The 25932-nt window shown below is 75.4% G+C and carries 21 protein-coding genes; 8 read left to right on the forward strand and 13 right to left on the reverse strand.

The genetic code is table 11. The features are described from left to right. Positions 1-125: 125 nt before the first annotated feature. Entirely contained in the window at positions 126-809 is a 684-nt protein-coding gene (locus ACFVUH_RS20860) for an RDD family protein (RefSeq protein WP_387914828.1), read from the forward strand. 202 nt (positions 810-1011) lie between these two features. After that, positions 1012-3180, forward strand: coding sequence for a HelD family protein (locus tag ACFVUH_RS20865; protein ID WP_387914829.1), 2169 nt, complete (start codon positions 1012-1014; stop codon positions 3178-3180). A gap of 21 nt (positions 3181-3201) precedes the next feature. Here ACFVUH_RS20865 and ACFVUH_RS20870 read toward each other — a convergent pair whose 3' ends face one another. The 3 genes from ACFVUH_RS20870 to ACFVUH_RS20880 all read right to left on the reverse strand — a co-directional run bounded on the left by ACFVUH_RS20870 (position 3202) and on the right by ACFVUH_RS20880 (position 6312). Next, the gene (locus ACFVUH_RS20870) at positions 3202-4806 is read right to left on the reverse strand and encodes a multicopper oxidase family protein (RefSeq protein WP_387914830.1); all 1605 of its coding nucleotides are present in this window, start codon (positions 4804-4806) and stop codon (positions 3202-3204) included. A gap of 115 nt (positions 4807-4921) precedes the next feature. Beyond that, on the reverse strand, positions 4922-5341 hold the full coding sequence (locus ACFVUH_RS20875) for a DUF6153 family protein (RefSeq protein ID WP_387914831.1): 420 nt from the start codon (positions 5339-5341) through the stop codon (positions 4922-4924). A gap of 239 nt (positions 5342-5580) precedes the next feature. Continuing rightward, positions 5581-6312 carry a sulfite exporter TauE/SafE family protein gene (locus tag ACFVUH_RS20880; protein ID WP_387914832.1) on the reverse strand — a complete coding sequence of 244 codons (732 nt, stop codon included), beginning with the start codon at positions 6310-6312 and terminating at the stop codon, positions 5581-5583. A 156-nt stretch (positions 6313-6468) separates the two neighbouring features. Here ACFVUH_RS20880 and ACFVUH_RS20885 point away from each other — a divergent pair, with 156 nt between their 5' ends. Then, entirely contained in the window at positions 6469-6741 is a 273-nt protein-coding gene (locus tag ACFVUH_RS20885) for a hypothetical protein (protein WP_355368291.1), read from the forward strand. Positions 6742-6782: 41 nt separating this feature from the next. On the opposite strand, the gene ACFVUH_RS20890 is transcribed toward ACFVUH_RS20885, so the two are convergent. Next, positions 6783-7448, reverse strand: a complete 666-nt coding sequence (locus ACFVUH_RS20890; RefSeq protein WP_355368288.1) for a phosphoribosyltransferase family protein — start codon at positions 7446-7448, stop codon at positions 6783-6785. Positions 7449-7486: 38 nt separating this feature from the next. Further along, positions 7487-8266, reverse strand: a complete 780-nt coding sequence (locus ACFVUH_RS20895) for a polysaccharide deacetylase family protein (protein WP_387914833.1) — start codon at positions 8264-8266, stop codon at positions 7487-7489. A gap of 156 nt (positions 8267-8422) precedes the next feature. Here ACFVUH_RS20895 and ACFVUH_RS20900 point away from each other — a divergent pair, with 156 nt between their 5' ends. Then, complete coding sequence (locus tag ACFVUH_RS20900; RefSeq protein ID WP_387914834.1) at positions 8423-8863, forward strand: ester cyclase; 441 nt, start codon at positions 8423-8425, stop codon at positions 8861-8863. A 20-nt stretch (positions 8864-8883) separates the two neighbouring features. On the opposite strand, the gene ACFVUH_RS20905 is transcribed toward ACFVUH_RS20900, so the two are convergent. Both ACFVUH_RS20905 and ACFVUH_RS20910 read right to left on the reverse strand, forming a co-directional pair. After that, positions 8884-9546, reverse strand: a complete 663-nt coding sequence (locus tag ACFVUH_RS20905; protein WP_387914835.1) for a response regulator — start codon at positions 9544-9546, stop codon at positions 8884-8886. Beyond that, positions 9543-10829, reverse strand: a complete 1287-nt coding sequence (locus ACFVUH_RS20910; protein ID WP_387914836.1) for a sensor histidine kinase — start codon at positions 10827-10829, stop codon at positions 9543-9545. The genes ACFVUH_RS20905 and ACFVUH_RS20910 overlap by 4 nt, the downstream gene beginning before the upstream one ends. A 256-nt stretch (positions 10830-11085) precedes the next feature. On the opposite strand from ACFVUH_RS20910, the gene ACFVUH_RS20915 reads away from it, so the two are divergent. Next, positions 11086-12576, forward strand: coding sequence for an alpha/beta hydrolase family protein (locus tag ACFVUH_RS20915; RefSeq protein WP_387914879.1), 1491 nt, complete (start codon positions 11086-11088; stop codon positions 12574-12576). Positions 12577-12743: 167 nt separating this feature from the next. After that, positions 12744-13691 (forward strand): molybdopterin-dependent oxidoreductase, encoded by a 948-nt coding sequence (locus ACFVUH_RS20920; protein ID WP_387914837.1) that lies wholly within the window; start codon positions 12744-12746, stop codon positions 13689-13691. A 39-nt stretch (positions 13692-13730) separates the two neighbouring features. Here ACFVUH_RS20920 and ACFVUH_RS20925 read toward each other — a convergent pair whose 3' ends face one another. From ACFVUH_RS20925 to ACFVUH_RS20935, 3 genes are all read right to left on the reverse strand, one after another. Beyond that, the gene (locus ACFVUH_RS20925) at positions 13731-14057 is read right to left on the reverse strand and encodes a DUF6191 domain-containing protein (protein ID WP_355368273.1); all 327 of its coding nucleotides are present in this window, start codon (positions 14055-14057) and stop codon (positions 13731-13733) included. A 44-nt stretch (positions 14058-14101) separates the two neighbouring features. Continuing rightward, a complete protein-coding gene (locus ACFVUH_RS20930; RefSeq protein ID WP_387914838.1) occupies positions 14102-16447 on the reverse strand; it encodes a tetratricopeptide repeat protein in 2346 nt (781 codons plus the stop codon). A gap of 135 nt (positions 16448-16582) precedes the next feature. Next, the gene (locus ACFVUH_RS20935) at positions 16583-17449 is read right to left on the reverse strand and encodes a hypothetical protein (protein ID WP_387914839.1); all 867 of its coding nucleotides are present in this window, start codon (positions 17447-17449) and stop codon (positions 16583-16585) included. 304 nt (positions 17450-17753) lie between these two features. Between ACFVUH_RS20935 and ACFVUH_RS20940 the strand changes: the two genes are divergently transcribed. Then, positions 17754-19337 carry an AMP-binding protein gene (locus tag ACFVUH_RS20940; RefSeq protein WP_387914840.1) on the forward strand — a complete coding sequence of 528 codons (1584 nt, stop codon included), beginning with the start codon at positions 17754-17756 and terminating at the stop codon, positions 19335-19337. Between the two features lie 21 nt (positions 19338-19358). On the opposite strand, the gene ACFVUH_RS20945 is transcribed toward ACFVUH_RS20940, so the two are convergent. Further along, positions 19359-20567: a Dyp-type peroxidase gene (locus tag ACFVUH_RS20945; RefSeq protein ID WP_387914841.1), complete on the reverse strand. Its 1209-nt coding sequence runs from the start codon at positions 20565-20567 to the stop codon at positions 19359-19361. 85 nt (positions 20568-20652) lie between these two features. Between ACFVUH_RS20945 and ACFVUH_RS20950 the strand changes: the two genes are divergently transcribed. After that, on the forward strand, positions 20653-21945 hold the full coding sequence (locus tag ACFVUH_RS20950) for a right-handed parallel beta-helix repeat-containing protein (RefSeq protein WP_387914842.1): 1293 nt from the start codon (positions 20653-20655) through the stop codon (positions 21943-21945). A 60-nt stretch (positions 21946-22005) separates the two neighbouring features. Here ACFVUH_RS20950 and ACFVUH_RS20955 read toward each other — a convergent pair whose 3' ends face one another. Next, the gene (locus ACFVUH_RS20955) at positions 22006-22818 is read right to left on the reverse strand and encodes a hypothetical protein (RefSeq protein ID WP_355368255.1); all 813 of its coding nucleotides are present in this window, start codon (positions 22816-22818) and stop codon (positions 22006-22008) included. A gap of 163 nt (positions 22819-22981) precedes the next feature. Continuing rightward, the gene (locus tag ACFVUH_RS20960) at positions 22982-25798 is read right to left on the reverse strand and encodes an SdrD B-like domain-containing protein (RefSeq protein WP_387914843.1); all 2817 of its coding nucleotides are present in this window, start codon (positions 25796-25798) and stop codon (positions 22982-22984) included. Positions 25799-25932: the final 134 nt, after the last annotated feature.

Genomic DNA, 25932 nt, shown 5'->3' on the forward strand with positions numbered 1-25932 from the left:
GGCCGCCCGGCTCGGCGACAACGGGGTGCCTGATCGGTAACGACTTGCCGGTCCGTCTTCACGCGGCCGACCGATGATCGATAGAACAGCCGTACCACCATCGCCGAGGCAGGGAACCAGCCACGATGAGCACCAACGGTCCCACGGGGAACGGCCAGAACCCGTACGAGGGGAACAACAACCCCTACGGCCAGAAGAACCAGAACCCCTACGGCGGGGAGCAGCAGCAGCCGTACAAGCAGGAGGCCCCGTACGGCCAGCCCCACGGAGAGCAGCAGCAGCCGTACGGGCAGCCCGGCTACGGCACTCCCCCGCAGCAGCCCTACGGCCAGCCGCAGGGCTCCTGGCCGCACGGACAGCCCCAGCCCGGCGCGTACGGCGGCTCCCCGGTGCCCGGCGGCAAGCCGCCCGCCCCGGTCGCCGAGCGCCTGGTCGCCCGGCTGATCGACGTCGCCATCCTGCTCGTGCCCACCGTGCTGGTCTTCGCGATCACCGGCGCCTCGATCCTGTACTACGTCGTGGCGTCGCTGCTCTCCTTCGGCTACGAGGCCGCGATGCTGCTCACCCAGGGTGGCCAGACGGTCGGCAAGAAGGTCATGAAGCTGCGGGTCGTCGACCTCGCGACCGGGGCCAAGCCCGCCGAGAACTCGCTGCTGATCCGCGCGGCCCTCTACACGCTGCCCAACGCCGTCTACTGCATAGGCTCGCTCTTCGCGCTGCTGAACGTGCTGTGGCCGCTGTGGGACAAGCCGTACCAGCAGGCGCTGCACGACAAGTCCGCCAAGACCGTGGTGATCAAGGAGGCCTGAGCACCGGGCTCCCGCACCCCCGTACCGACCGGGCACCGGGCCGCCACCGCGCGGCCGGGTGCCCGGTCGGCGGCGTTCCGGGCCGGGTGAACGAGGGCCAGGGGCCCGGGCGAAGACACGAATCGGGGCCCGAGGTCAACGTTTACATTCGCCTCGCGACCACGCATAGTGACAGGCCGACACCGAGAGGGGAGCGCTTCCTGTGCCGCAGGCCGAGGAGAACGTGGTACGCCAGGTGCGACTGGAGCGGGCGGAGGTGGACGCCGTCACGGCCCTGTTCGACGACCGGCTCGCCGACACCCGGGCGCGGCTCGCCGTGACGCTCGCGACCCGGGCGGACGGTGCCGGCGAGGCCTACGAGCGGCAGTCGGCGGCCGAGCGGCTCGCCCGCGAGGTACGGCGGCTGGAAGGTGCCGAGGGCGGCCTGGTCTTCGGGCGGATCGACCTGGCGGACGGGACGGCGCTGCGGATCGGCCGGCTCGGCCTGCAGCGCGGCGAGGACGAGCTGCCGGCCCTGGTCGACTGGCGGGCGGACGCTGCGCGGGCGTTCTACGAGGCGACGCCGGTGCACGCGATGGGCCTGCGGCGGCGCCGGCACCTGCGCCTGGCGCGGCGCGCCGTCGTCGGGGTCAGTGACGAGCTGCTCGACGGCTCCGAGCCCACCGCCGAGGACGTGGTCGGCGACGGCCCGCTCGCCGCGGCGCTCCAGGAGCGGCGCACCGGGCGGATGGGCAGCGCGGTGGCCACGCTGCAGGCGGAGCAGGACGCGATCGTCCGCTCGCCGCACCGGGGGGTCACCGTCGTCCAGGGCGGCCCCGGCACCGGCAAGACGGTGGTCGCGCTGCACCGCGCCGCGTACGTGCTCTACGCCTTCCCGAAGGCCGCCGAGCAGGGCGTCCTGGTGCTGGGGCCGAACGCCCGGTTCCTGGAGTACATCGCGCAGGTGCTGCCCTCGCTCGGCGAGAACGACGTGGTGCTGGCGACCTGCGCCGAGCTGGCCGGCGCCGAACCTGCCGGCGGCCGCAGCGGCGGTCCGGCCGACGGCCCCGGCGGCCCTGCGGCGGAGGCCGTCGAGCCGCCGCGGACGGCCCGGCTCAAGGGCGACGCCTCGCTCGCCGGGGCGCTGGCCGCCGTGGTGCGGGACCGGCAGGCGCCGGACGGGGGCCTGGCGGTGCGCGTCGGGCGCGACGACGTCCGGCTGGACGCGGCGGAGGTCGCCCGGGTCCGGGACGCCGCCCGCGCCGGCGGCCTCGCCCACCACCGGGCCCGCCGGCTGTTCAAGGAACTGCTGGTGGACGCCGTGACGGCCGCGCTGGCCCGGGGTGCCGCCGAGACGCTGGCGCGGATCGACGCCGAGGTCGCCGAGCTGACCGGCCTCGACCTCGACCGGGCCGCGGCGAGGGACCTGCGCCGGCTGGGCATCGACGACGGGCCGGCCGACGACGGCCCCGGCTTCGACGTCGACGCGATGCGGGCCGAACTGCTGGACGACGCCCACGTCGAGCGCGCCGTCGAGCGGCTGTGGCCGCGGCTGACCCCCGGCGCGGTGGTGGATGCGCTGCTGGGCGACCCCGGGGCACTGGCCGCGCACCTGCCGGAGTTCACCGCCGAGGAGCGCGCGCTGCTGCTGCGCGAGCCGGACGCGCCGTGGACCGACGCCGACCTGCCGCTGCTCGACGAGGCGGCGGGCCTGCTGGACGGCCCGCCGCGGCGGGTGTTCGGCCATGTCGTGGTGGACGAGGCGCAGGAGTTCACGGCGCTCCAGTGGCGGATGGTGCTGCGGCGCTGCCCGGGCCGGTCGATGACGCTGGTCGGCGACTTCGCCCAGGCCGGTCCGGCGACCGGCGCGCGCGGCTGGCACGAGGCTCTGGCCCCGCACCTCGGCGCCCGCTTCGACCTGCGCACGCTGACCGTCAGCTACCGCACCACCGAGGAGATCCTGGCCGCCACCCGCGAGCTGCTGGCCGAGATCGCCCCGGAGCAGCCGCCGGTCGGCTCGATCCGGCACGGCGAGCGGCCGCGTACCCTCGGCGCGGCGCCCACCGCGCTCGGCGACGTCCTGCTCGCCGAGCTGCGCGCGCAGGCGGCCGCCCATCCCGGCGAGCTGATCGGCGTGGTCTGCCCGGACGCCTCGGCCGGCGCGCTGACCGCGCTCCTGACGACGGCCGGGGCCGTCGCGGAGCAGGTCCGGGCGGTGCCGGCCTCCGAGGCCCGGGGCCTGGAGTTCGACTCCGCCGTGGTGATCGACCCCGACGGCATCCGCGCCGCCCGACCGGGTGGTGAGCGCGACCTCTACGTCGCGCTCACCCGGGCCACCAAGCGGCTGTGCACGGTCGCGGTGCGGGCGGAGCGGCCCGGGCGGCGGGCCTGAGCCCGCCGCCCGGGGGCGGGCTCAGGCCCGGTAGCCGACCAGGCCCATCATTCCCGCCTCGCCGTGGTAGGCGTTGTGGCAGTGCGTCATCCACCGGCCGGGGTTGTCGGCGTCGAAGTCGCAGGTCACCGTGCGGCCCGGCAACACGATCACGGTGTCCTTGCGCGGCCCCTGCTCACCGACCTGGAAGGTGTGCCCGTGCAGGTGCATGGGGTGCCACATCTCCGTCCGGTTGACGAACTCCAGGCGGACCCGCTCCCCCGCGCCGACCAGGAACGCGCGGGCGTTCGGGTCCGCCATGTCGAAGGGGCGCCCGTTGAGCGCCCAGTCGTACCTGGCCATGCCGCCGGTCAGCTCGATCCGGTGGGTGCGGTCGGGCGTGCGCACCGGCAGCCGGACCTCGTCGGCGGCCCGCAGCGCGTCGGCGGCCAGGATCCGGCCGTCGAGCTCGGCGGGGCGGAGCCCGGCCGCCGGGGCCTCGCCCGCACCGGTGCGGACCAGGGCACGGCCCGCCGCGTCCTTGCCCTCGGCGAGCGCGGTCAGCGGGAAGACGCCGTCGCGCAGGGTGACCAGGACGTCGTAGCGCTCGCCCATGCCGATGAGCAGGGCGTCCACCTCCTCGTGGCCCACCGGGTAGCCGTCGGTGTGGGTGACGGTCAGCCGGTGGCCGCCCAGGGCGAGGCGGTAGGCGGTGTCGCCGCCCGCGTTGACGATCCGCAGCCGGACCCGCCGGCCCGGCTGGGAGCGGTACACCTCGGGGTCGGCGGCGGTCCGGCCGTTGACCAGGTGGTGGGGGTACCGGACGTCACCGGCGTCGCCGCCGAGCAGGTCGCTGGTGGCACCCATGAGCATGAACGACGGCTGCTGCCCGGCGGGCGCGCCCGTGCTGCCCGTGCCGCCCGTGTCCTGGCCCGGCATCCCGCCCATGCCGCCCATGTCGTGGCCGGACATGCCGCTCATGTCATGGCCGGACATGCCGGAACCGCCGCCCATGCCCTTGCGGAGCTCGGCGAGCGCCTGGTCGGGGGTGCCGGTGACGCCGTCCAGCCAGTCGTCCAGGACGACCACCCACTCCTCGTCGTACCCCAGCGGTTCCCGCGGGTCCTCGACGATCAGCGGCGCGTACAGGCCCCGGTCGAGCTGGACGCCGACGTGCGGGTGGAACCAGTAGGTGCCCGGCCGGTCGGTGACGAAGCGGTAGGTGAAGCTGCCACCGGGTGCGACCGGCCGCATGGTGACCGGCGGCACGCCGTCCATGTCGTTGCGCAGCGCCAGGCCGTGCCAGTGCAGGGAGGTCGGCGCGGGCAGGTGGTTGTTCAGCGTGGCGACCAGGGTGTCGCCGGCCGTGGTGCGGACCGCGGTGCCCGGCAGGGCGCCGCCGAAGGTCCAGGTCCGGGCGGTGGTCCCGCCGCCCAGGTCGACGGTGTCGGCCGTGGCGGTGACGGTCACCGGGCGTTCCCGGCCGGTGGAGAGCCGCTTGGCCTCGGCCTCGGCAACGGGGCTGCCGGACGGATCGGTGAGCGGCGGCGTGCCGGCCGCGTCCGAACAGGCGGCGAGCAGGCCGGCGCCGGTGGCGCCCAGGCCCGCGAGCAGCAGGGAACGGCGGTTGACGGTGAATTCGGGCATCGGGGTCTCTCGGGTGAGTGCGCGCGTACGGCACCGGCCTCCACGGCCGTGCCGGTGGACGGGGCTGCCCGGCGGCGGGGTGCGGGAGGTTCCGCTCCCGGCCGCCGTGGGGTGCCTATCTGCGCGAGATCGAGAGGACGTCGAGGTCGGGCGGGGGTGCGCCGGGCCACGGGACGCCGGGCGCGACCGCCGGTCGGCGCGGCGCGGGATCGGCGACGGCCGCGTCGGCGAGCCGGGCCGGCGGCGGGGCGTCGAGCGGGATGCCGCGGGCGGGCACCGTCGAGGAGCAGACCCGGTGTTCGGCGCAGGCCGTCGTCGACCGGTCGGCGACGGTCGCCGACCGGTGCTCGGCCGCGCCGATGTGCTGGTGGGCGTCGGACGCCATCACCATCGCGGCGTGCGGGGCCGGGCCGATACCGGCCGGGAGGGTGTGGTGGCCGATCAGTCCGAGGGCGGTCAGCAGGAGGAGCACCAGAGCCGCCCCCGCCCCGCGGCGACGCGGGTCGCGGGAGGGCGGGGCGGCGTCCGGACACATGGCGGCCACTGTACCCCGCCCCGGTATGTGGACGGGGTAAGCGGGCGACCTTCAGCCCCCGGACGCCCCGGGCCCGTTCACGTCCTGCGCCGACCGGACCACGGCCGGGGGCCGGACCGCCGCGCACAGCGGCCGGGCAGGAGCGGCCCGGCGGGCCGACGGCTTCGATGCGGAGCCGCACGGGGACGGCACGACCGCCGGGGTGGCCCGGCGCCGTCGTCCCCGCGCCGGGCGGTGCGTCAGATCCCCCAGAGGCCCTTGCCGAGGGTGGTGAGGCCGCCGGCCAGCGCCAGGCCCAGCACCACCAGCCGGGCGCCGCGCTCCGGCACCCGGTCCGCCAGCACCCGGCCGACGCCCGCGCCGAGCACGATCCCGCCCGCGGTGGTCGACCAGGCGGGCGCCGCCAGGTGCGGAGCCCCCTTGGCCGCCAGCGAGAACACATTGACGGCCACTCCGTAGAACTGCGCGTTGGGCAGGAACTCCCGGGCGCTCCAGCCGGTGTTCACGGCGTACAGGGAGACCGCCGGACCGCCGACCCCGGCGGCGGAGTTCATGAGCCCGCTGGCCGCGCCCGCCGCCAGCGCGCCCCGCAGACCGCGCAGCGCGGAGGCCCGGACACCCCGGATCACCAGCAGCGCCGCCGCGCTGACCAGCAGTCCGATGCCGATCAGCAGCTGCGGGGTCGGCACCCGCGCGGCCACCCACGCGCCCAGCGGGACGGTGCACGCGGCGGCGCCGACCAGCGGCAGCATCCGCGCGAGCCGCACCTGCCGCCAGGTCTCCGCCAGTCCGACGGCGCTGATCACGCCGGCCGCGCAGTTGGAGAGCGTCACGCCCTCCCCCGGCCCCAGCAGCAGGACCAGCGCCGGTCCCGCGACGAGCGCGAACCCGACACCCGCCAGCCGCTGCACCGACGAGCCCACCAGCACCACCAGGCCCAACAGCAACGCCGTACCCCAGCCCGCCGCCACCGCGCCCCCTGACTCCCGCCCGGCCCCTGACTCCCGCCCGGCCCCCGACCGTACGCGCCCGACCCCGCCCGCTCGACCGAATTTCACCCTCCGGACCCCCACGAACTACTACACGCCTGTAGAGTTGGCGCGACGGCCCGCACAGGAGGGGAAGACATGGCAGACGGTCCCCGGCAGCAGACCGCGGCGCCCCACCCGGGCGGCGCACCCGGCTGGCAGCCGCCGGAGCACGAGGTCGAGCCGGCCTACCAGCCGGTCCAGGTCAACCGGGCGGACGGCAGCTGGTCGGTGGGCCGGATCAACGCCTGGTGGCGTCCGGCCGGCGCCCCGGCCTGGTGCCGCGTGCGCACGATGGGACGCGGCGAGGCCCCGGCCTGGATGCCGTTCGACCCCGAGCGGCTGCTGCTGCTCCCGGCCACCGGCACCTGAGGCCCGCGCACCCGACCGCGCGGACACCCGACCGGGGCGGCTCAGCCCGGGCGGCGCGCGGTCGGCTGCTGCCGCAGCAGAACCGCCACCTCACGGTCGGTGACGTCCCGGAAGTCGTCGTACCAGGGGCCCACCGCGTGCAGATAGGTGGCCTCGCGCAGGCAGAGCAGGACGTCGACGATCCGCTGCAGCCCGGCCGCCGACCGCGCGTCGCACACCGGGGCGGCCAGTACCAGCCAACCCGGCCCGCGGGCGCGCAGCGCGGACACCGCGGCCGGGATCAGCGGCCCGCACACCACGCCGTCGCACACCAGCACCACCGTCCGGCCGTCCACCGGAAGCGCCGGCCGGCGGTCCCGGTACAGCTTCTCCAGCCGGTGCAGCTCCACCCGCTGGTGGCTCACCTCGGACTCCAGGTCCGCCACCCCGAGCCCCAGGCCGCGCATCACCCGCCGGTTCAGCACCGGCGGCTCCTCGTCGGCGAGCGCGCCGAGCGGTGTGCCGTTGCCGGGCGCGTTGAGGGGACGGGCCACCATCACGTCCAGCGGCGCCGCCAGCTCGCGCGCCACCTCCGCCGCGACCGCGACCCCGCCCGGGGCCAGCCCGACGACCACCGGCTCCGCCCCGCCACGGGCGCGCAGGTGCTCACCGATCCGCAGGGCCAGCCTGCGACCGGCGTCGCGACGGTTGGTGAACAGCGAGGTCACACCCAGCCGCCTACCCCGGCCCGTCGCCGCTACACCCCTCAGCCGGGCAGGCCGGTGGCGGGGTCCAGGAAGGCGTCCAGGGTGGTGACGCGGTAGCCGCGGGCCTCGGCGGCGTCCAGGATCAGCGGGAGGGCGGCGGGGTCGAGGCCGGGGCCGTTGGAGGGACTGCTGCCGAGGTGGAGCTGCAGGATCGCGCCGGGGACGAGGGCGGCGACGGCGCGCTCGACCGCCTTCGGCACGGTCATGCCGCCGACGGTGCCGAGGTAGCCGTTGGTGTCCTGGGTGAACTCGATGTCGGCGCGGCCGAGGGCGTTGACGACCTCGATCGCCTCGGGCGTGGTCTCGCCGTAGGGGAAGCGGTAGAACGGCAGCGGCCCGGTGCCGACCGCCGCCCGGATCGCCCGGTCGGTCCGCCGGACCTGCTCGCGCAGGCCGTCCGCCGTGAGCCCGGCGAGCGGCGAGTGGTCGTAGGAGTGGTTGGCCAGGCCGTGGCCGGCGTCGGCGAGCGTGCGGGCGGCGGCCGGGTACTGCTCGGCGAAGCGGCCGGTGAGGAAGAAGGCGGCGCCGACGCCGCGCCGTTCGAGTGCGGTCAGCACCTCGGGCAGGCCGTCGTCGTTCCAGGCCGCGTTGAAGGTCACCGCCAGCACGTGCTCCTCGGTGGGCAGGCGTCGGACCTCGTGGCCCAGCAGCGAGCGCCGGGCCGCGACGGCGGCCGGTGCGCCCGGGCCGAGGCCACCGCCGAGGACGGCGAGCGTGCCGGCGGCGGTGGCGGCCGTGAGGAACCGTCGGCGGTCGGGCCTCGCCCGGTGATCGGTCACGGCCGCAGTATCGACGCTCCCGGGCCGCTCGTCGGCGGCGGCGCGCCGGAACGGATCGCGGCACTCGCCGACGGTCCGGTGTCACAGATCGCGGCCCGCGACCGTCCTCTGTACGGCTCTCGAACACCCCGAGCATCCGAACACCAGGAGGAGCCCGTGCCCGAGTCCCCCGCCACCACCCTGGCCCATGTGGCGACGCTGCGGCGGCTGCACGACGCCGTCAACTCCGGCGACCCCGAGCTGATCGCGGCGACCGTCGAGCAGGTCGCCGCACCCGACCTGCTGCTCCACACGCCGGTGCCGCCCACGGCAAGCGGACCGCGGGCCCTGGAGCAGGTCTTCGACACGCTCCGCCGTGCCTTCCCCGACCTGCGCGTCACGGTCGAGGACGTGATCGCGGAGGAGGACAAGGTGGTCAGCCGCAACACCGTCACCGGGACCAACCTCGGCGAGTACCTGGGCCGTCCGCCGACGGGCCACTCGGTCACGTACCACGAGATCTTCGTCTTCCGCTTCGCCGACGGCCGGATCGCCGAGGCCTGGGGCGTCGTCGACCTTCTCGCCCAGCTCCGCCAGCTCGGCTTCCTTCCGTCCTGACCGAAGGACGCCGGTAGGCGTCAGGACGGGCGGACGAGGCGGCTCTCGTAGGCGAAGATCACCACCTGGATCCGGTCGCGGAGTTCGAGCTTCTGCAGCACCCGCCCCAGGTGGGACTTCACGGTCGCCTCGGCGAGGTGCAGGGTGGCCGCGATCTCGGCGTTGGACAGACCGCGGCCCACCTGGACCAGCACCTCCCGCTCGCGGGGGCTGAGCCGTCGCAGCCGCTCGTCGTGCGCGGCGTTGCCGCGGCCGGGCAGGTGCGGACGGACGTTCTCCAGCAGCAGGCGGGTGATCCGCGGGGAGACCACCGCGTCGCCCGCGGCCACGCTGCGGATCGCGGTGAGCAGTTCCTCGGGCCTGGTGTTCTTCAGCAGGAAGCCCGAGGCCCCGGCGTTGAGTCCGGCGAAGGCGTACTCGTCGAGGTCGAAGGTGGTGAGGATCAGCACCTTGCTCTGCGGGGAGGCCCGGATCACCCGGTGGGTCGCCTCGATCCCGTCCGTCCCGGGCATCCGGACGTCCATGAGGACGACGTCGGGCCGCAGTTCCCGGGCGAGCCGGACCGCCTCGGCGCCGTTCGCGGCCTCCCCGACCGGCGCCATGTCGGGCTGGGCCTCCAGGACCGTGCCGAAGGCCATCCGGAGCAGCGCCTCGTCGTCGGCGATCAGGATGCGGATCGTCATCGGGACGCCTCCCCGCCGCTGCCGAGGTCGAGGCGGGTGCGGACGCCCCAGCCGCCGCCCGGCAGCGGTCCGGCCCGCAGGGTCCCCCCGTAGGAGGCCGCGCGCTCGCGCATGCCGGGGATGCCGTGGCCGGACGGCGTGGCGCCGGGCAGCGTCGGGTCGGGGCCGCTGTCGGTGACGTCCACGGTGACGGCCTCGGCCGAGCACCGGACGCGGACCTCCGCGCGGGTGCCGGGGGGTGTGTGCTTGAGGGCGTTGGTCAAGGCTTCCTGCACCAGGCGGTAGACGGTCAGTTGGGCGGTGGCGGGAACGCCGGTGTAGGTGCCGTGCACCTCCAGGCCGGTCGGCAGCCCGGCGGCGCTCATCTGGTCGGCGAGGGCCCGCAGTTGCGCGATGCCGGGCAGCGGGTGGCGCTGCGCGTCCGCCTCGTCGGTCCGCAGCACGCCCAGCGAGCGCCGCATGTCGGTCAGGGCCTGCCGGCCCGTCTCGGAGATCTGGAGCATGGCGGCGGTCGCCTTGTCGGGCGACCGGTGCTGAGCGTAGACGGCGGCGTCGGTGAGCGCGACCATGACGGACAGGTTGTGGGTGACGATGTCGTGCATCTCGCGGGTGATGCGTGCGCGTTCCTCGGCGACGGCCAGCCGCGCCTGCTGTTCCTGCTGCTGCTCCCGCCGTGCGGCCCGTTCCTCCACGGCCGCGAGGTAGGCCCGCGTGGTCCTCACGTTCACCCCGAGCACGGCGGCGGCCACGGCCGTCGCGGTCACCGCCACGAAGGGGGTCAGGAAGGCGTCCTCCCCCGCCCAGCGCAGGCAGGCCAGGAGGACCCCCGCCTCCACGACGGCCCAGGCGAGGAGCGTGCCGCGCCGCCCCGAGCGCGCGGCCACCGTGTAGAGCGCCACCAGCAGGGCGATGTCGGCCGGCAGTTGCACGTCCACCAGCCACTGGACCAGGGCCACGGCCGCCACCACGCCGAACACGCTGCGCGGCGCCCGGCGCCGCCACAGCAGCGGCAGGGTGAGGGCGGCGGTGAGGGCGAGCGCCACCGGCAGCCCCCGCGGGGTGTGCGTGGTCAGGACGTTGACGAGGAGCAGGGCCGACATCAGTGAGTCCCCCACCACGGGCGGCAGCCGGGAGCCCCAGCGCCGCGCCGCGCTCACCGGCCGCGCCGCTCGCGCGGAGGTCAGGTCGGCGTACCCCGCGAGCCACGCGGCCCACGCCCGCGGCGCCCTGCCCCGGTGGCGCACCGGGCGGGAACCGCCGGTTTCCACGGCCGGCTCGGTCATCCCACGTCCCTGTCGGTTCGGCGTCACGGCGGCCCCGGTCGGAGCCGCACCGGGTGTCACGGTAGGGCGCGGCCTGGCGGGACGCATGCGTCCACCGTCTGATCGCGCCGTGCCGGGCTACGACCGCAGGAGGAGCCCCGCCACCTCCCCCGGTCGCAACGCGGCCGCCGACCGGGCGGGTCCTCCTGCGACCCCGGGCGCAGGAGGACGGTCCGGGATGCCGACCGCGGTGGCACCGGTCGGCGACCGGGGATCGATGTGGCGAGGCGTGGCCCGCGCCGACGATGACCGGGTGACCGACATACTCACGGGACCGCAGATGTCCCTCCTGGAGATCCTCGCCCTGCTCGGCGCCGTCGCGCTGGTGGTGGCGCGTTGGCTTCCCCCCGCCGCCCGCCCGCCCGTCACGATCGCGGCCGGTGCGGCCTTCCTGCTGTCCGCGCTGGTGCTGAGCGTGCTGGGGCTCCGCTGGCAGCTGCTCCCGGTGGTGGCGGGCGCCGTCCTGGCGTTGCCGTTCGCCGTCTCCCCGCTGGTCCGACGGCGTACCGGCCGGCCGCCGAGGCGGGCCCGGTGGTGGCTGGCGCTGCCGGGATCGCTGGTCTGCTTCGCCCTGACCGCGACCGGCCCGGCGGCCGCCCTGGCCTTCCCGGTGCCCGTGTTCCCCGAGCCGACGGGCCGGTTCGCGGTCGGGACCCGGGTGCTGCAGTGGACCGACCCGGACCGCCCCGAGACCGCCACTCCCGAACCCGACGACCGGCGCACGGTCGTGGTCCAGCTCTGGTACCCCGCGCAGGAGAGCCCCTCGGGTACCCAGCGGGCCCAGTACCTCGGCCGCACGGAGCAGGAGGCGCGCACCGTCGCCGACGCCCTCGCCAGCTACGTCGGCCTCCCCGGCTTCCTGATGGACGGTGTCCCGCGGGCCCGTACCCGTGCGGTTCCCGACGCCCCGGTGGCGCGTGACGGCGCCCGGTTCCCGGTCGTGCTGTTCTCGCCCGGGCTGGGCGGCGTGCGCACCCAGAACACCGCCTGGGCGGAGGAGCTGGCCAGCAACGGCTACCTGGTCGCCGCCCTCGACCACCCGTACGACTCCGCCGCCGTCGTCCTCGCCGACGGCCGGACGATCCGCACCGAAGTCTCCGCCACCGGCGACGACGCCGAGGACAACAGGCGGGCCGCCGTGACCGCCGGAATCCGGGCCGCCGACCTCGGCTTCGCCCTCACCCAGCTGGGCCGGCTGGACCGGGGCGAGACCGGCGACCCGCTGACCGGCCGTCTGGACACCGCCCGGGCCGCGGTGACCGGCCACTCCCTCGGCGGCGCCGCCGCCCTGCAGGCAGCCCGTCAGGACGCCCGGTTCGCCGCCGTCATCGACCTGGACGGCTACCCCCGCGACCCCGACCCGCGCCCGTTCCGCCAGCCGGTGCTCGCACTCACCCAGGAGATCGGCCCGGCGACCGACCCGCGCTACCTGCCCCGCCTCACCGAGGTCCTCGAGCTCAGCACTGCGACGAGCTACCGGCTCAGCATTCCCGGCGCCGCGCACCTCACCTTCATGGACGCCCCGCTGTACCTGCCGCCCGTGCCCGCACTGGTCGGCTCGCTGGGCCGCACCGAGAGCCCGCGCGTCGTCGCGGAGACCACGCTCGCCTTCCTGGACGCCACCCTGCGGCAGCGGCCCGGTGACCTGGTCGGCGCGCTGTCGGAACACGGCGAGCTCACCACCTACCGCCCGGGCAGCAGCCCCTGAGGCGCCGCGGCCGGGGTCGGCGGACCCGACTCCGGGCCGCAACGGGCGGGTGGACACGGATCGTTCGGACCGCAATCCTTCCTAGGGTCCAGCCGGAGTCCACCCCGGTCCGCCCCGCCACGGCCTCCCGGTCCCGGCGGGGCAGACCGACGACGTACGGAGCCCGTGTGCAGGCCACGCCCGCCGATCCGAGCACTCCCGACGCCTTCCTCACCCCCGTCGAGCACCTCTTCGTCCGGAACCACCTCGGGCCGCCGCCCGAACTCGAAGCCTCCGCCTGGACGCTGACCGTCGAGGGTCTGGTGGAGCGGCCGCTCTGGCTGGACCTCGCGGCGCTGCGCGGGCTGGCCCGCACCCGCCTCACCGCCTTCCACGAGTGCTTCGGCAATCCGTCGCGTCCCGACGTCCCGACCCGCGCCGTCGCCAACCTGGAGTGGTCCGGGGTGGCGCTCGCCGACGTCCTGGCCCTCGCGGCCCCGCGTCCGCAGGCCCGGCACGTCTGGTTCGAGGGCGCCGACCGCGGCTCGTTCGCCGGCGAGGGCGGGCTCAGGTACCTGAAGGACCTGCCGCTGGAGCAGGCCCGGGACGAGGTGCTGCTGGCCGACACCGTCAACGGCGAACCGCTGCCGCGACGGCACGGTTTCCCGCTGCGCGCGGTGGCGCCCCGGCTGTTCGCCACCAACTCGGTCAAGTGGCTGACCCGCGTGGTGCTTTCCGAGCAGCGGCCCGAGCACCTGTTCACCACCCGCCTCTACACCCGCGTTCCGCCCGGCGGCGGCGCACCGCGCCCGGTGCGGGAGGTGGACGTCAACAGCAAGCTCCTCGACCCGCGCGACGGACAGCGGGTGGCGGCCGGGACGCACGAGTTGACCGGCCGGGCGTGGAGCTACGAGCCGGTGGTCTCGGTGGAGGTCGCCGTCGACGACGACGGCTGGCGCCCGGCCCTCCTGCAACCGCGCGGCCCGGAGCCCGTCTGGCAGCGGTTCGCCCTCCCCTGCCGGCTGTCCCCCGGCCCGCACCGCATCCGCTGCCGCGCCACCGACGCCCGGGGCCGCGTCCAGCCGCCGTCGGGCGCGCGCAACGCCGTCCACACGGTGGAGGTGGCGGCCGTCTGACCACGGCCCCGAGGGGGCTCGCCACGCAGCCGCCCTCCCCTACCGCTGCTGCTCGATGAAGGCGGTGCCGAGGTCCAGGTCGAGACGGGTGCGGGGCGGAGCACCGGCGTGGTCGTCGTCCCGCAGGACCAGCTGGGTCCGCCGCTGCTCGATCTGCACGCGCTTGTTCGCGTTGAAGAACGCGTGCAACTCCTCGGTCGCGGTGGCGCCGAGGCCGAGTCCTCCGCCCCCACGCGCCCGGGCCGCCAGCCGCCGGGACAGCCACCCGGGGCGGCCCGACCGCACGACGACCTGCCGGGCCGCCGCGAGGGTGAAGGGCACGATCACCAGAACGGCCATGAGGAGCAGACCCGACATCATCACCATGCCGGCCCAACGCGTGGTGCCGGCGCCGTCGTTCCCGGCGAGGATCAGGAAGGTTCGGCCGACTCGGGCTCGGCCGTCGCCTGATCCCGGGCCTCGACGAGGTCCTGGCGGGCGGCGAGGGTGTCGGGGTGGTTCTCGCCCAAGCGCTCGCGCTGAATTGCGAGGATCGCCTCATACTCGGCGATTGCCGCTTCCCGCTCCCCCAGGCCGAGGAGCGTCAGGGCGAGGGTGTGGCGAGCAGTGAGGCACACCGGATGGGCTTCCCCCCACTGCTCACGTTCGAGAGCGACCACCGTCTCCAGCTGGGCCCGGGCCACCTCAAGCTCTCCCATCGTGAGGAACACCACGGCGAGGTTGTGGCGGGTGACAAGGGTCTCTGCGTGGGTCTCGCCCATCTGCGCCCGTTGGAGAGCGAGAACCGTCGCAAACTCTTCCCTGGCTTCTTCCATTTCCCCCAGGTCGTAGAGGAGTTGAGCGATGGCTACGCGGGTGCTGAACGCCGTGGGAGAATCGTCGTCGAGGTGGCTCCGCCGGATGTCGAGAACGGCCTCGAACTCGGCCCGGGCCCCCTCCAACTCGCCCTGGTCATGGAGGATCAAAGCGACTTCGCGCCGGGTGTCGAGCGTAGCGGTGGCGTCGTCGCCAAGTTCGTCCCGCAGCAGGGCAAGGAGGGCCTCGAACTCCGCCCGGGAGGCGTCCGCCTCCCCCATGACCAGCAGCACCCGAGCCAGAGAACGACGCGTGTTCAGGGTGAGTAGCTGGGCCCCATCGCCCAGCCCACGCTGAACGGCAAGCACCCACTCGAGCTCCGCCCGGGCCGCGTCGAACTCACCCAGGTCACTCAGGACTCGGGCAAGACGGCTACGGGTGACAAGCGCCCCGGAGTGAGTATCGCCCACCCGTTCGCATTCGAGAGCAAGGATCGCCTCGAACTCGGCCCGGGCCTGGGTGAGGAGGCCGCCGACCCGGAGGTAGCGGGCGGCCAGGTTCACGGCCTCGGTGAGGTCCAGGAGGTACTCGTCGGTGAGGGTTTCGGTGTCGACCCGGTGGAAGCCGTCCAGGATGTGCGGGGCGAGAAGTCGCCAGAGCCTCCAGAACTCGGCCCGCTCCGGAATCCCTGTCTCCTCCGCGAGCGCCGCCGCCACCAGGAGGCTCAGGGCGGTCGCCCCGGCCTCGGCCGTGCGTGAGGCGTCCCGTACCAGGGGGTGCATGCGCAGCACCGGGGGTGAGTCGGGGGCGGGGTCGGGGAGGTCGATCAGGCCGAAGGCGGCGAGCGCGGTGAGGTGCTGCCAGAGGGCGGGGCCGTCGAGGGCGGCGAGCGGGCCGGTGGCGGCGAGGCGGTCGGGGGTGAGGAGGAGGGCGTACGGCAGGTCCGCGTCGGCGAAGGAGGCGATCAGCTCCAGCAGGCGCCGGGCGTGGCTGTGGCCGCGCTGTTCGAGCAGGTCGAGGGACATCGCCCAGGTCCGGGAGAGGGCGTGCTCGGGGTCCAGGCCCTGCGGGCCGGCCTCCCAGGCCCGCTGGTAGTCGGCGTAGCCGGTCGGGGTGCCGGGTGCCCGGAACGGGGCCGGTGTCCGGGCGGCCTCGGTGAGGTAGGTGCCGGCCAGGCGCAGGGCGAGCGGGAGGCCGCCGAGGCGGGCGGCGAGGGCGAGGGCCTCGGCCTCGGTGCCGGCGCCGTCCGGGGCGTGGTCGCGCAGGATCCGGGCGGCGTCCTCGGCCCGCTCGCCGGTCAGGGGGCGCAGGGGGTGCAGACGGGCGGCGGGCCCCCAGGTGGCGGCGGTGCCCTCGCGGGTGGTGACCAGGACGGTGCCGGTTCCGACGGCGGGGCGGATCCAGCCGGTGCCGGCGCTCAGCGCGCCCGGTCCGTCGAGCAGGGCCGGGTCGTCGGCGTTGTCGACGACCAGCAGCCACGGGCCGTCCAGCCGCGCCAGGCGGGACCACAGGACGTCGGCGGTGTCCCCGCGTTCGAGCTCCTCCGGGGCGGCGCCCGCCTGGCGGGCGACGGCGCGCAGCGCGGCCTCCAGGGCGGGGCCGTTGCGGGCCTCGACCCACCACACCCGGCACCCGGTGGCGGTCCGCCGGGCGGCGAGTTCCAGCGCGAGGGAGGTCTTGCCGCAGCCGCCCAACCCGGAGAGCACCTGCAGCCGCTCCCCGGCCGGTGCGGCTTCCAGCCGGGCCAGCACGTCGGCGCGTCCGCGGAGCGGGCGGCGCGCGTCCCGCAGGCCCAGTGGTGGTGTCACGGTCACCGGCACGGCCGGTTCGACGGAGTCCGTCGCCCTCATGACGATGTCGGCCCGTCCGGCCTGGACGACGGTGCCGTGCACCGTACTGTCCGTCAGCCGGTTGTACACGCGGGTACCGGCCCCGTCCGCGTCCCCGTACTCCCCGCCCACCCGCTGCCCCTCACCCTGTGCTTCCGTGGGCCCCATCCTCGCGTACGGCGGCGCGTCCGCTCCGGGCGGGTGCGGCACCGGCCGGCACACCCGGGGTGTGCCGGCCGGTGGGGTCGAGGGCTCCGGGCGCGGGCGTCAGTCCCGGCGGCGGGCGCGGCGGGCGGCGAGCAGGAGCGGGGTGCCCGCCGCGATCAGGAGGGCGGCGCCGACGGCCGCGAGGAGGGTGCGGGTGCCGGCTCCGGTGTCGGGAAGGGCGTGCTCCGCCGACGGCTCGCCGGTCGCCGGCGGCACGGCGGCGGGGGTGCGGGAGGGCGTGTGGGTCAGGTGGTGCGAGGGTGTCGCCGTCCGGGAGGGCGACGGGGAGGGCGAGCCGGGCGGCCGGCCGACGAGCGCGGCGGTGACCGCCGCCGACGCGGGGGCGGAGGTCACCCTGCTGCCGTCGGGCGCCGTGGCGGTGGCCACCGAGGTGTTGTCGACCCGGCCCTGCTTCAGGTCCGGGCCGGTGATCACGTACGTCGCGGTGCAGGTCATCGACGCTTCCCGGACCAGGGCGGTCGACGGGCAGGAGATCACCGGCGCGGCGCCCTCGCCGGTGAAGGCGGTGTCCTTGACGGAGACGCCGGTGAGGGGGGCGTTCCCGGTGTTGGTGACCCGCAGGGTGAAGGTCACGGTCTGCCCGGCGCCGGTCACGGTGGCCGGTGTCGCCGTCTTGGTGAGCGTCAGGTCCGGCCTCCGCGCGGACGCGGACCCGGTGGCGGACGTGGTCGCGGACGCGGACGCGGCGGCGGACGCGGCGGCGGACGGTGCGGTGGTCGCCCGACCGGTCGCCGGGGCCGACGCGGCCGACGGGGCGGCCGACGGGCTGTCCGACGGGGCCGCGGACGTGCCCGCCGCCGTGCCGGACGGGACGCCGACGGCGAGCACCGCCGCGACCACCGCCACCGCCCCGGTGGCCGGCCGTCGCAGGGGGCGGCGGAGCCGGGGCTCCGGTCGGACCGTCACTGTTGTGCACGTCTTGCCGGATCTCATACGGGTGGTTCCTCTCGTTCGGAGCGCAGCGCCCCGGAGGAAGGGTGGTGGCCCCGAGCGCGCACCCGCATGTGTTGACGGCCGCCCGCCCGGCCAGCGGCCACGGCCACCGGATCCACCTGTTCAGCGGCGGCTTTCACCGGATCGGCCCGCCCGCGGCGCCGGCCCCGGGGGTGCGCTGACGACCCCTCACCCATGCGTCCGGCAGCAGCCTTTTCCCGCCGAATACCCACACGAGGTTGCCGGCGCGGCGGCGGAGCGGGGTTAGCCTGAGCCCATGGTTGCAAACTACAAGGAAGAAGTAGCCATGGGCGACGCGGAGTTCGTCAGCGGCCCCGCCCTGATCCTCCGCTCCCTCGCGTCCGCCCCCGACCGGCGGGCCGTCATCGGCGCCGACGGCACCGTGATCACCTCCGGCGACTTCGCCGCCGCCACCTACCGACTCGCCCACGAGCTGATCGCCCGGGGCGCCGCCCGCGGCACCACCGTGACCCTGCTGACGGGCAACACCCCCGAGGCCCTGGCCGCCCGGTACGCGGCCGGCCTCGCGGGCGCCCGGGTGGTGAACCTGTACGACGGCATGAGCGCCCCGGTCCTGGCCGAGATCACCGCGAGCGTCGACACGACGATCCTGCTCGTGGACGCCGAACGGTACGCCTCCGCCGCCGAGTTGCTCCCGCTGATCGACGTGCCCACCGTGCTGACCCTGGGCCCGGGGCCGGACGCCGGCTCCGGCACGGCCGTCAGCGAGGACGTCGTCGCCGCCTCCGCCCGGCGGCCCGCCGAGCCGCCGGACGTCCGGATCGGACCCGAGGACGACCTCAACATCCGCCACACCGGCGGCACCACCGGCATCCCGAAGGGCATCCTCAGCCTGCACGGACCCTACCGCCACGTCTTCGACGCCCCGATCGGCAGCGACCCCGCCGACGGACCGCCGCGCCTGCTCGTCGCCACCCCGCTCGCCCACCTCGCCGGGATCCTCGCCGACCTGACCCTCCGGCGCGGCGGCACGGTCGTCCTCCAGCGCTCCTTCGACCCGGGCGCGGTCCTGGCGGCCGTCGAGCGCGAACGCATCACCGACCTCTGGGTGCTGCCGCCGCTGCTCCACCAACTGCTGGACCACCCGGCGATCGGCCGCACCGACCTGTCCGGCCTGCGGCAGGTCCTCTACGGGGGCAGCGCCTCCTCGCCGACCCGGATCCGCGAGGCGCGGAAGGTGTTCGGGCCGGTGCTGGTCGGCATCTACGGGATGTCGGAGACGCAGCTGATCTCCGTGCTCACCCCGCGCGAGCACGACCGGACCGGCCAGGGCGGGCAGGTCTCCGTCGGGCGGCCCGTCCCGGGCGTCGAGGTGGCGATCCGCTCGCTCGACGGCACCGACCTGCCCACCGGCGAACAGGGCGAGATCCACCTGCGTTCCGGCACCGTCATGGCCGGGTACTGGAAGCGGCCCGACCTCACCGCCGCCGTGCTGCGCGACGGCTGGCTGAACACCGGCGACGTCGGCCACTTCGACGAGGACGGCTACCTCTACCTCTCCGACCGGGCCAAGGACCTGATCATCGTGGTCGGCGGGCACGTCTACCCGTCCGAGGTGGAGGACCTCCTGCTCACCCACCCGGCGGTCGCCCGCTGCGCGGTCTTCGGGGTCCGCGACGACCAGGAGGCGGAGCACGTCCACGTCGCCGTCGTCCCCGCCCCGGGGCAGCGGCCGGGGCTGGACGAGCTCCGTGCCTTCGTCACCGCGCGCAAGGGCCGGATCTTCGCCCCCGAGGTGCTCCACCTCGTCGACGAGATCCCGCTGACGCCGGTCGGCAAGCCGGACAAGAAGCGGCTGCGCGAGGCCGCCACGACCTGAGGGCACACCCCGTCGACCGGGTCAGGCCCAGAGCCGGTCGCCGAGGGTGCCGCCCTCCGGGGCGCCGGGGAGGACGTAGGCGACGGCGGAGGCGTTGTGTTCGAGGAAGGGGTTGAGCGCGTCGCGCTCGGCGAGGCGGTTCTGCACGCGGGTGAACTGGGCGGCATCGCGCACGAAGGCGCAGAACAGCAGGCCGCGGTCGCCGGGGGCGTCGTCGTAGCTGTAGCCGCGGCGCAGCATCCGGGCGCCGCCGTCGAGACGGGGGCCGGTGAGGCGGACGTGGGCGGTGTTGGGGATGACGTAGGCGCCGTCGGGGTGCTTGGCGTAGAGGTCCGGCTCGTCGCGCTCGGCGGTGCCGGTCAGCGGGGCGCCGTCGCCGATCCGGCGGCCCATGGCGAGGTTCTGCTGCTCCTCGGCGAGGGCGGCGAACGCGGCGGTGTCCATCCGGATCCGCCGGTAGACCAGGACGGTGGCGTTCTCGTGCGGCCCGGGCGGGCCCCAGACCCACTGGCGGGCCTGGTCCCCGTCCGGGTTGGCGGTGCCGTCCTTGAAACCGAACAGGTTGCGGGGCGTGGTGCCCGGCGCGGTCGGGGGCAGGAAGCCGGACTGCGCCCAGCGGGGCACGGCGCCGGCGCCCCGGGCGGCGGTGGTGGCGAGTTCGGCGACGACCGCGAGCGTCCAGGGGTCGGCGGCGCACAGCTGGAGCAGCAGGTCGCCGCCGCTGCGGGCCTCGTCGAGCCGGTCGCCGGGGAACGGCGGCAGCTCGGCGAATCCGGCGGGGACGGCGAGGGCGAGCCGGGCGGCGAGGCCCGGGCCGAGGCCGACCAGCGAGGTGAGCCGGGGGGCGCGCCCGTCGGCGCGCAGCCGCGGGTCGGCGGACGGTCCGGCCGCCGCGGCCAGGGTGCGGGTCCAGGCGGCGAGCAGGGAACGCAGGGCCTCGCGGTCCGCGGGGGTGGCGGCGGCGGGGAGGTCGAAGGCCAGCAGCTTGGTCGCGGGCAGCTGCGGGGCCGTCAGCCCGGCCTGCCGGACGCCGTGGAAGGGGATCGGCGCCTCGGGCGGCGGCGCACCGGTGGTGCCGCGATCCGTCCGGTCCTTGCCCGCGAGATCGGCGACCGTCGCGCCGACACCGGCGGCGAGCGCCGCCCCGGCCGCCAGCAGCGCCCGTCGCCGCCCGACGCCGGAGGCGGCGGAGGGGTTCGACGACGTGGCATTTTCCGATCCGGTGGGCATGCGCCCTATTGGAGACGATAGAACACGTGCCATGCAAATCACGTTTCCTGATCGTCAATCATCCCGCCGGACCGCTGTCGCCGCCGTGTCCGCCGCCGCGGTCGTCCTGGCCGCCGCCGGGTGCTCCTCCTCCGGTCCGGCCGCGCAGGACGCCAAGCACCCGGCCGGGAGCGTGGTCCGCGTGCCGGAGGACTTCCCGACCGTCCAGAAGGCGGTGGACGTCGCGCGCGAGGGCGACACGGTGCTGATCGGCCCGGGCACCTACCGCGAGAGCGTGCGGGTCGCCAAGCCGAACATCGTGGTGCGCGGCACGGACCGCTCCACCGTGGTGTTCGACGGCGGGATGAAGCTGGTCAACGGCATCACCGCCACCGGCGCCGGCACGGTGGTGGAGAACCTCACCGTGCACGGCTACCTGGCCAACGGCGTGCTGTTCACCGGCGTCACCGACGAGAAGCTCCAGCAGCGCGGCGCGGGCGGCTCGGCGTACGACCCGCTGGACACCCAGCGCTTCCCTCCCGTGGTGGGCTTCCGGGCGACCCGGGTGACGGCCTACAACAACGGCCTGTACGGCATCTACGCCTTCGACGCCCGCGCCGGGGTGATCGAGGAGTCCTACGCCTCCGGGCACGCCGACTCCGGCATCTACGTCGGCCAGTGCAAGCCGTGCCAGACCTTGGTGCGCGGCAACACGGTGGAGCGCAACGCGGTCGGCATCGAGCTGACCAACGCCTCCGACGAGCTGTCGATCCTGGGCAACCGCGCGGCGGGCAACCGGGTGGGCGTGACGGTGAACTCCAACGACCTGGAGGCGCTGGCCCCGCAGCACGCCGCGGTGATCGCGGGCAACGTGGTGGTCGACAACAACGCCGCCGACTCGCCCCAGCAGGCGGACGGCGCCTTCGGCATCGGCATCGGGATCGGCGGCGGCACGGCGAACCGGGTGGAGCGCAACCTGGTCCGGGGCAACCGCGCGGCCGGGGTGATCGTCACCGACCCGGCGGGCCACCCGGCGAGCGGCAACCGGGTCGAGGGCAACCAGGTGGACGGCAACGGCGCCGACCTGGTGCTCGCCTCCGTCGACCCGGGCAACTGCTTCAGCGGCAACCGGCCCGGTACGCAGAACCCGGACGGGCTGGAGGCCGCGGCGGCCTGCGGCGGGCCGGCCCACGGGCCGCTCGCCGCCGGGCGGGCGGCACCGGTCCAGGCGCCGCCCGGCGTGCCGTTCAGCCAGGTGCCGGCCCCGCCCGCGCAGCCGTCGCTGGCCGATCCGGCGGCGCCCGGCCGGCCGGCGACCGGTCTGCCGGGGGCGGTGGACCCGGCGGCGTACGCGTTGCCGACGGACCCCGCCGCGCTGCCGCCGCAGCCGGCGCGGTGACGGGCCGACGGGGGTGACGCGCTGACGGGCTGACGGGCCGGCCGGAGGACGGTCAGCCGGTCAGCCGGTGAGCCAGGGCGCCTCGGGGAGCTTGGCGGTGTCGTCCCGCCCGGCGAACTCCACCGTGGTCGGGGTGCCCAGGCCCGGCATCCGCATCGTCAGCTTCCGCAGCCCGCCGTCGCCGTCGACCCAGTAGGTCAGCGGCGAGCGCTCGCCGTCGGGTGCGGCGCCCTGGGCGCGCGGGCCGGCGAACCGGTCGTGGTCGCGGCCGTCGAGGCGGTCGCGGCCGAGCCAGCGCGCCCCGGACTGGGCGAGCAGCAGCGGGTTGTCGGGCCGGTCGGCGCCGAGCTGGACGATCAGCTGGAGCCCGGCGTCCAGCGGGTCGGCGGTGTAGCCGCGCGGGGACCAGCCCTGCCGGGGGACGCGTTCGGCCTGCTGCCAGGCCGGGCCCTCCGTGCCGGCCGGTTCGGGGGCGAGCCCGAGGCCGCCGGCGTCCCAGACGACCAGGCCGTGGTCGAGCGCGCCGCTCGCCCCGGTGACCTGGTAGCGGCCGGTGCCGCGGCGGTTGCGGTAGTCGACGACGCCCTCGACCCGGACGGCGACTCCCCCGCCCTCGGAGGCGTCGAGCGTCACCCTGACCGGGCTGGCCTGGAACAGGTTGAGGCGTGACAGGGCCAGCCGGGCGGCCTCGTCGACGGTCACCGGCCGCTCGCCCGGCTCGTCGGACAGCGTGCGGTACGCGACCAGGCCGCCCACGGCGGTGGCGCACACCGCGAGCGCGATCAGGCTCCGGAGCCAGTACGTCCGGCGACCCGGCCCGGGGTCGGTCCTGGGGGTGGCGGCCTTCGTCTTCCGGGCCATCTTCCGGGCCATGCGGATGCCTTCTCTCGTCGGTCGGTCACAACGGCACGGGCGGGCCCGCGCAACGCACGGGCGGGCCCGCGGACCAAGAGGTCCACGGACCCGCCCTGGTGCCTCGGCGGCCACCACGCCGGACCGTGTCACGGGCCCGGCGGGCTGAGCCGTCGGAGGCAGGTTAGCGGTGCTGGGCCCGGCGCCTGCGTGCCATCAGCACGAGCGCCGCGCCGAGGACGGTCAGCGTGCCCGCCCCGGCCGCCATCACCGGGATGCCCTCGTTCGTACCGGTGTTGGCCAGGTGCGATCCGGGGGCGGGGGTGGCCGGCGCCGGCGGCGTCGCGGCCGGGGACGGCAGCGTCGGCGCCTGGGTCTGCGTCGGCACCGGCGTCGGGGTGGGAGTCGGCGTCGGCGTCGGCGTCTCGGTGGGCGTCGGCGTCGGCGTCGGGGTGGCCGTCGGCGTCGGCGTCGGCTTCAGCTTGTTGACGGCCGTCACCTCGACCCCGGCGGCCAGGTTGTCGGCGTTCAGCACCAGCGGGCCGAACACCGTGGTCTCCGGCGCGGAGTAGCCCTCGGGCGGGCTCACTTCCTCCCAGTAGTACGACCCGGCCACGCCGCTGCCCTTGCAGATGCCGTCGGCCCCGGTGGTGCAGGGCTCGCCGACCTTCGCGTCGGGCTTGTCACCGGTGCTCTGCAGCCCGGCGGTTCCGTTGGACTCCTTCCAGAGCTGGAACTTCGCGCCCGCCAGCGGCTTGCCGTCCTGGTCGTGCTTGACCAGGCGCAGCGCGCCCTCCTGCTGGCGGAACCCGAAGTCGTAGGTGTGGTCGTTCTCGCCCGGACCGCCGGTGGTCAGCGCGCGCTCGGCGTACTGCCCGCCCGCCGGGACGACACCCTTCGAGTTGATGAAGGCGTTGTCGCCGACGTCCGAGTCGGTCGGCACCCACTGGTAGAGGGGGCCGCCCTTGGCGTAGTCGGCGGGGTTGTCGAGCCGGACGGTGTACTTCGTGCGCGGCTTGAGGCCGCCCGTGACATTGCTGTCGTCGAAGTAGTACTCACCGCGATCGGTCGTCCTGGTGGTGCCGACGAGCTTCCCCGCCTCGTCGTAGAGGTTGACCGTCGCCCCGGGCACCGGCTTCTGACCCGGGCGCTGGATACCGCTGCGCTCGGGGTCGTACCAGACGCGGTTGCCGATCTGGAGCGGCGCCTGGTCGCAGAGCACCTCCAGGTCGCCCATCGAGGCGCCCTTGCCGAACGGGTCGGGACCTTCCTTCGGGGTGAGCCGGAAACCGAACTTCGGGTCCTGCTGGCCGTTCCGCTGGAGGAACGACGTGCCGTAACCGAGCGCGGTGTGGTTCGGGTCGAAGGCGGAGGTCGCGATGGTGTTCTCGACCTTGGAGTCCGCGATGCCCGCGAACGCCGTGTTGCGGTGACCGCCCCAGCTGGTGTCGAAGAACCGGGTGCCCCGGACGGTCAGCCCGCAGCCGTTGTTGGTGTCCATGACGTAGCCGCCGTTGGCCGGGCAGGCCTTGTTCAGGTCACCGCCCGACATGACGGCGGCGTACGGGATGCCGGACGGCGCGCGGTCGGCGAAGCGGTCGCGGAAGGCCAGCAGCATCGAGCCGTCGGTCTCGAACGCGATCTCGCCCAGCTCGGGTTCGGGCTGGGCGAGCAGGCCGGTGCCGCAGGCGTTGCCGTTCTGTGAGGTCGGCCAGCCGTTGGTCCACGGGAACCAGGCCGCACCCTCGCAGGGGGTGCCCGCCCCGACGGTCGACTGGCGCGGGTAGTCCAGCCGCTCGTTCAGGATCGCCGCCGAGAAGGCGCCGGTGTCCAGGTCGAACGGCAGGACCACGGCCCGCAGGTCGGACGCCTTGCCGGTCGACTCGCCCGAGCAGACGCCACCGAGGAAGCCGGTGCCGTCCTGGAGGCCGAGGCCGAACGGACGCCAGTCCCCGGCCGCCGGGCAGCCCGGGTCCGGGATGGAGTAGACGGCCTTCGGCGTGGCCGCCGTGGCCACCGTGGCGTTGTAGCGGTAGAGCTTGCGGTCGTTGAGGTTGACGACGAAGAGGTCCTTGCCGTCGTCGGTGACCTTGATGCCGCCGAGGCTCTCCTTGCCCGGCACCGCGATGAACCCGTCGTCGGTACCGCCGCCGTGGGCGGTGGAACCGGCGTTCGGGACCGTGGTGAACAGGGTCGTCTGCTTCGACGCCCAGTCGGTCACGTAGATCCCGCCCGCGCCGCCGGGACCGTAGTCCGTCGTGCGCTTGGCGACCGCCGAGGAGAACACCCGCCGGTCGGCCTTGTTCCACGCGATGCCGTACAGCGTGCCGGTGTCGGCGTTGGTGGCGACGTTGGTGGCCTTGAAGTCCTCGCCGTCCTGGCCGCGCGCGTTGTACGGGAAGGAGACCAGCGTGCGCTGCGCCCCGCCCTCGCGCGTGGTGGGCTGGCAGGTCGTCACCAGCGGGGCGTTCTTCTGGCAGTAGTCACCGGGGTTCCAGAGCCCGGTGAGCACCGTCGCGTTCTTGCCGCCGGAGACGTCGACGAACTCCTCGTTGCTGCTGAGCTGGTTGGGCGTGCCGCCCAGGCCCTCGCGGGAGGCGAAGGCCGGGTAGAGCGTGCCCGGCTTCGGGTTCACCACCTGGACGCGGTACTTGCCGCCGGTGAGCTTGGTTCCCGGCGTCAGCGTGACGGTGCCGTCCGCCGCCGTGGTGCCCTCGACCCCGGCACCGGTGTCGTCGGTGAGGGTCACCTTGACGCCGGCCATCCCGGGCTCCAGCCCGGGCGTCCACACTCCGTCGGTGTCGACGGCGCGGATCACGTGGACCGTCACCGTCCCGTCCGCCGCCTGCGGGAACGCGGCCGGGGCGGCCAGCAGCGAGCACGCCCCGATGCCGAGGAGCAGCGCCGCGGCGCCCCCCACGGTACGGCGTCCGGGCAGGCCCGGCCACCGCCGCTCCGGACCGCGAACGGCACCGGACTCCTGATCACGTGTCGTTGTCATCCCTGCTCTCATTGTCAGTCGGGCCTTCCGCCCGGACCCCGCGAGGACATTCGCGTGTGGCTGAAAAGCCGCCATGTTAACGGGAGCTTAAAGGGGCATCACTCAAGTTCGCAGGAAAACCAGGAACTTTGACA

The sequence above is a fragment of the Kitasatospora sp. NPDC058032 genome (assembly GCF_042885845.1).
Taxonomy (GTDB): domain Bacteria; phylum Actinomycetota; class Actinomycetes; order Streptomycetales; family Streptomycetaceae; genus Kitasatospora.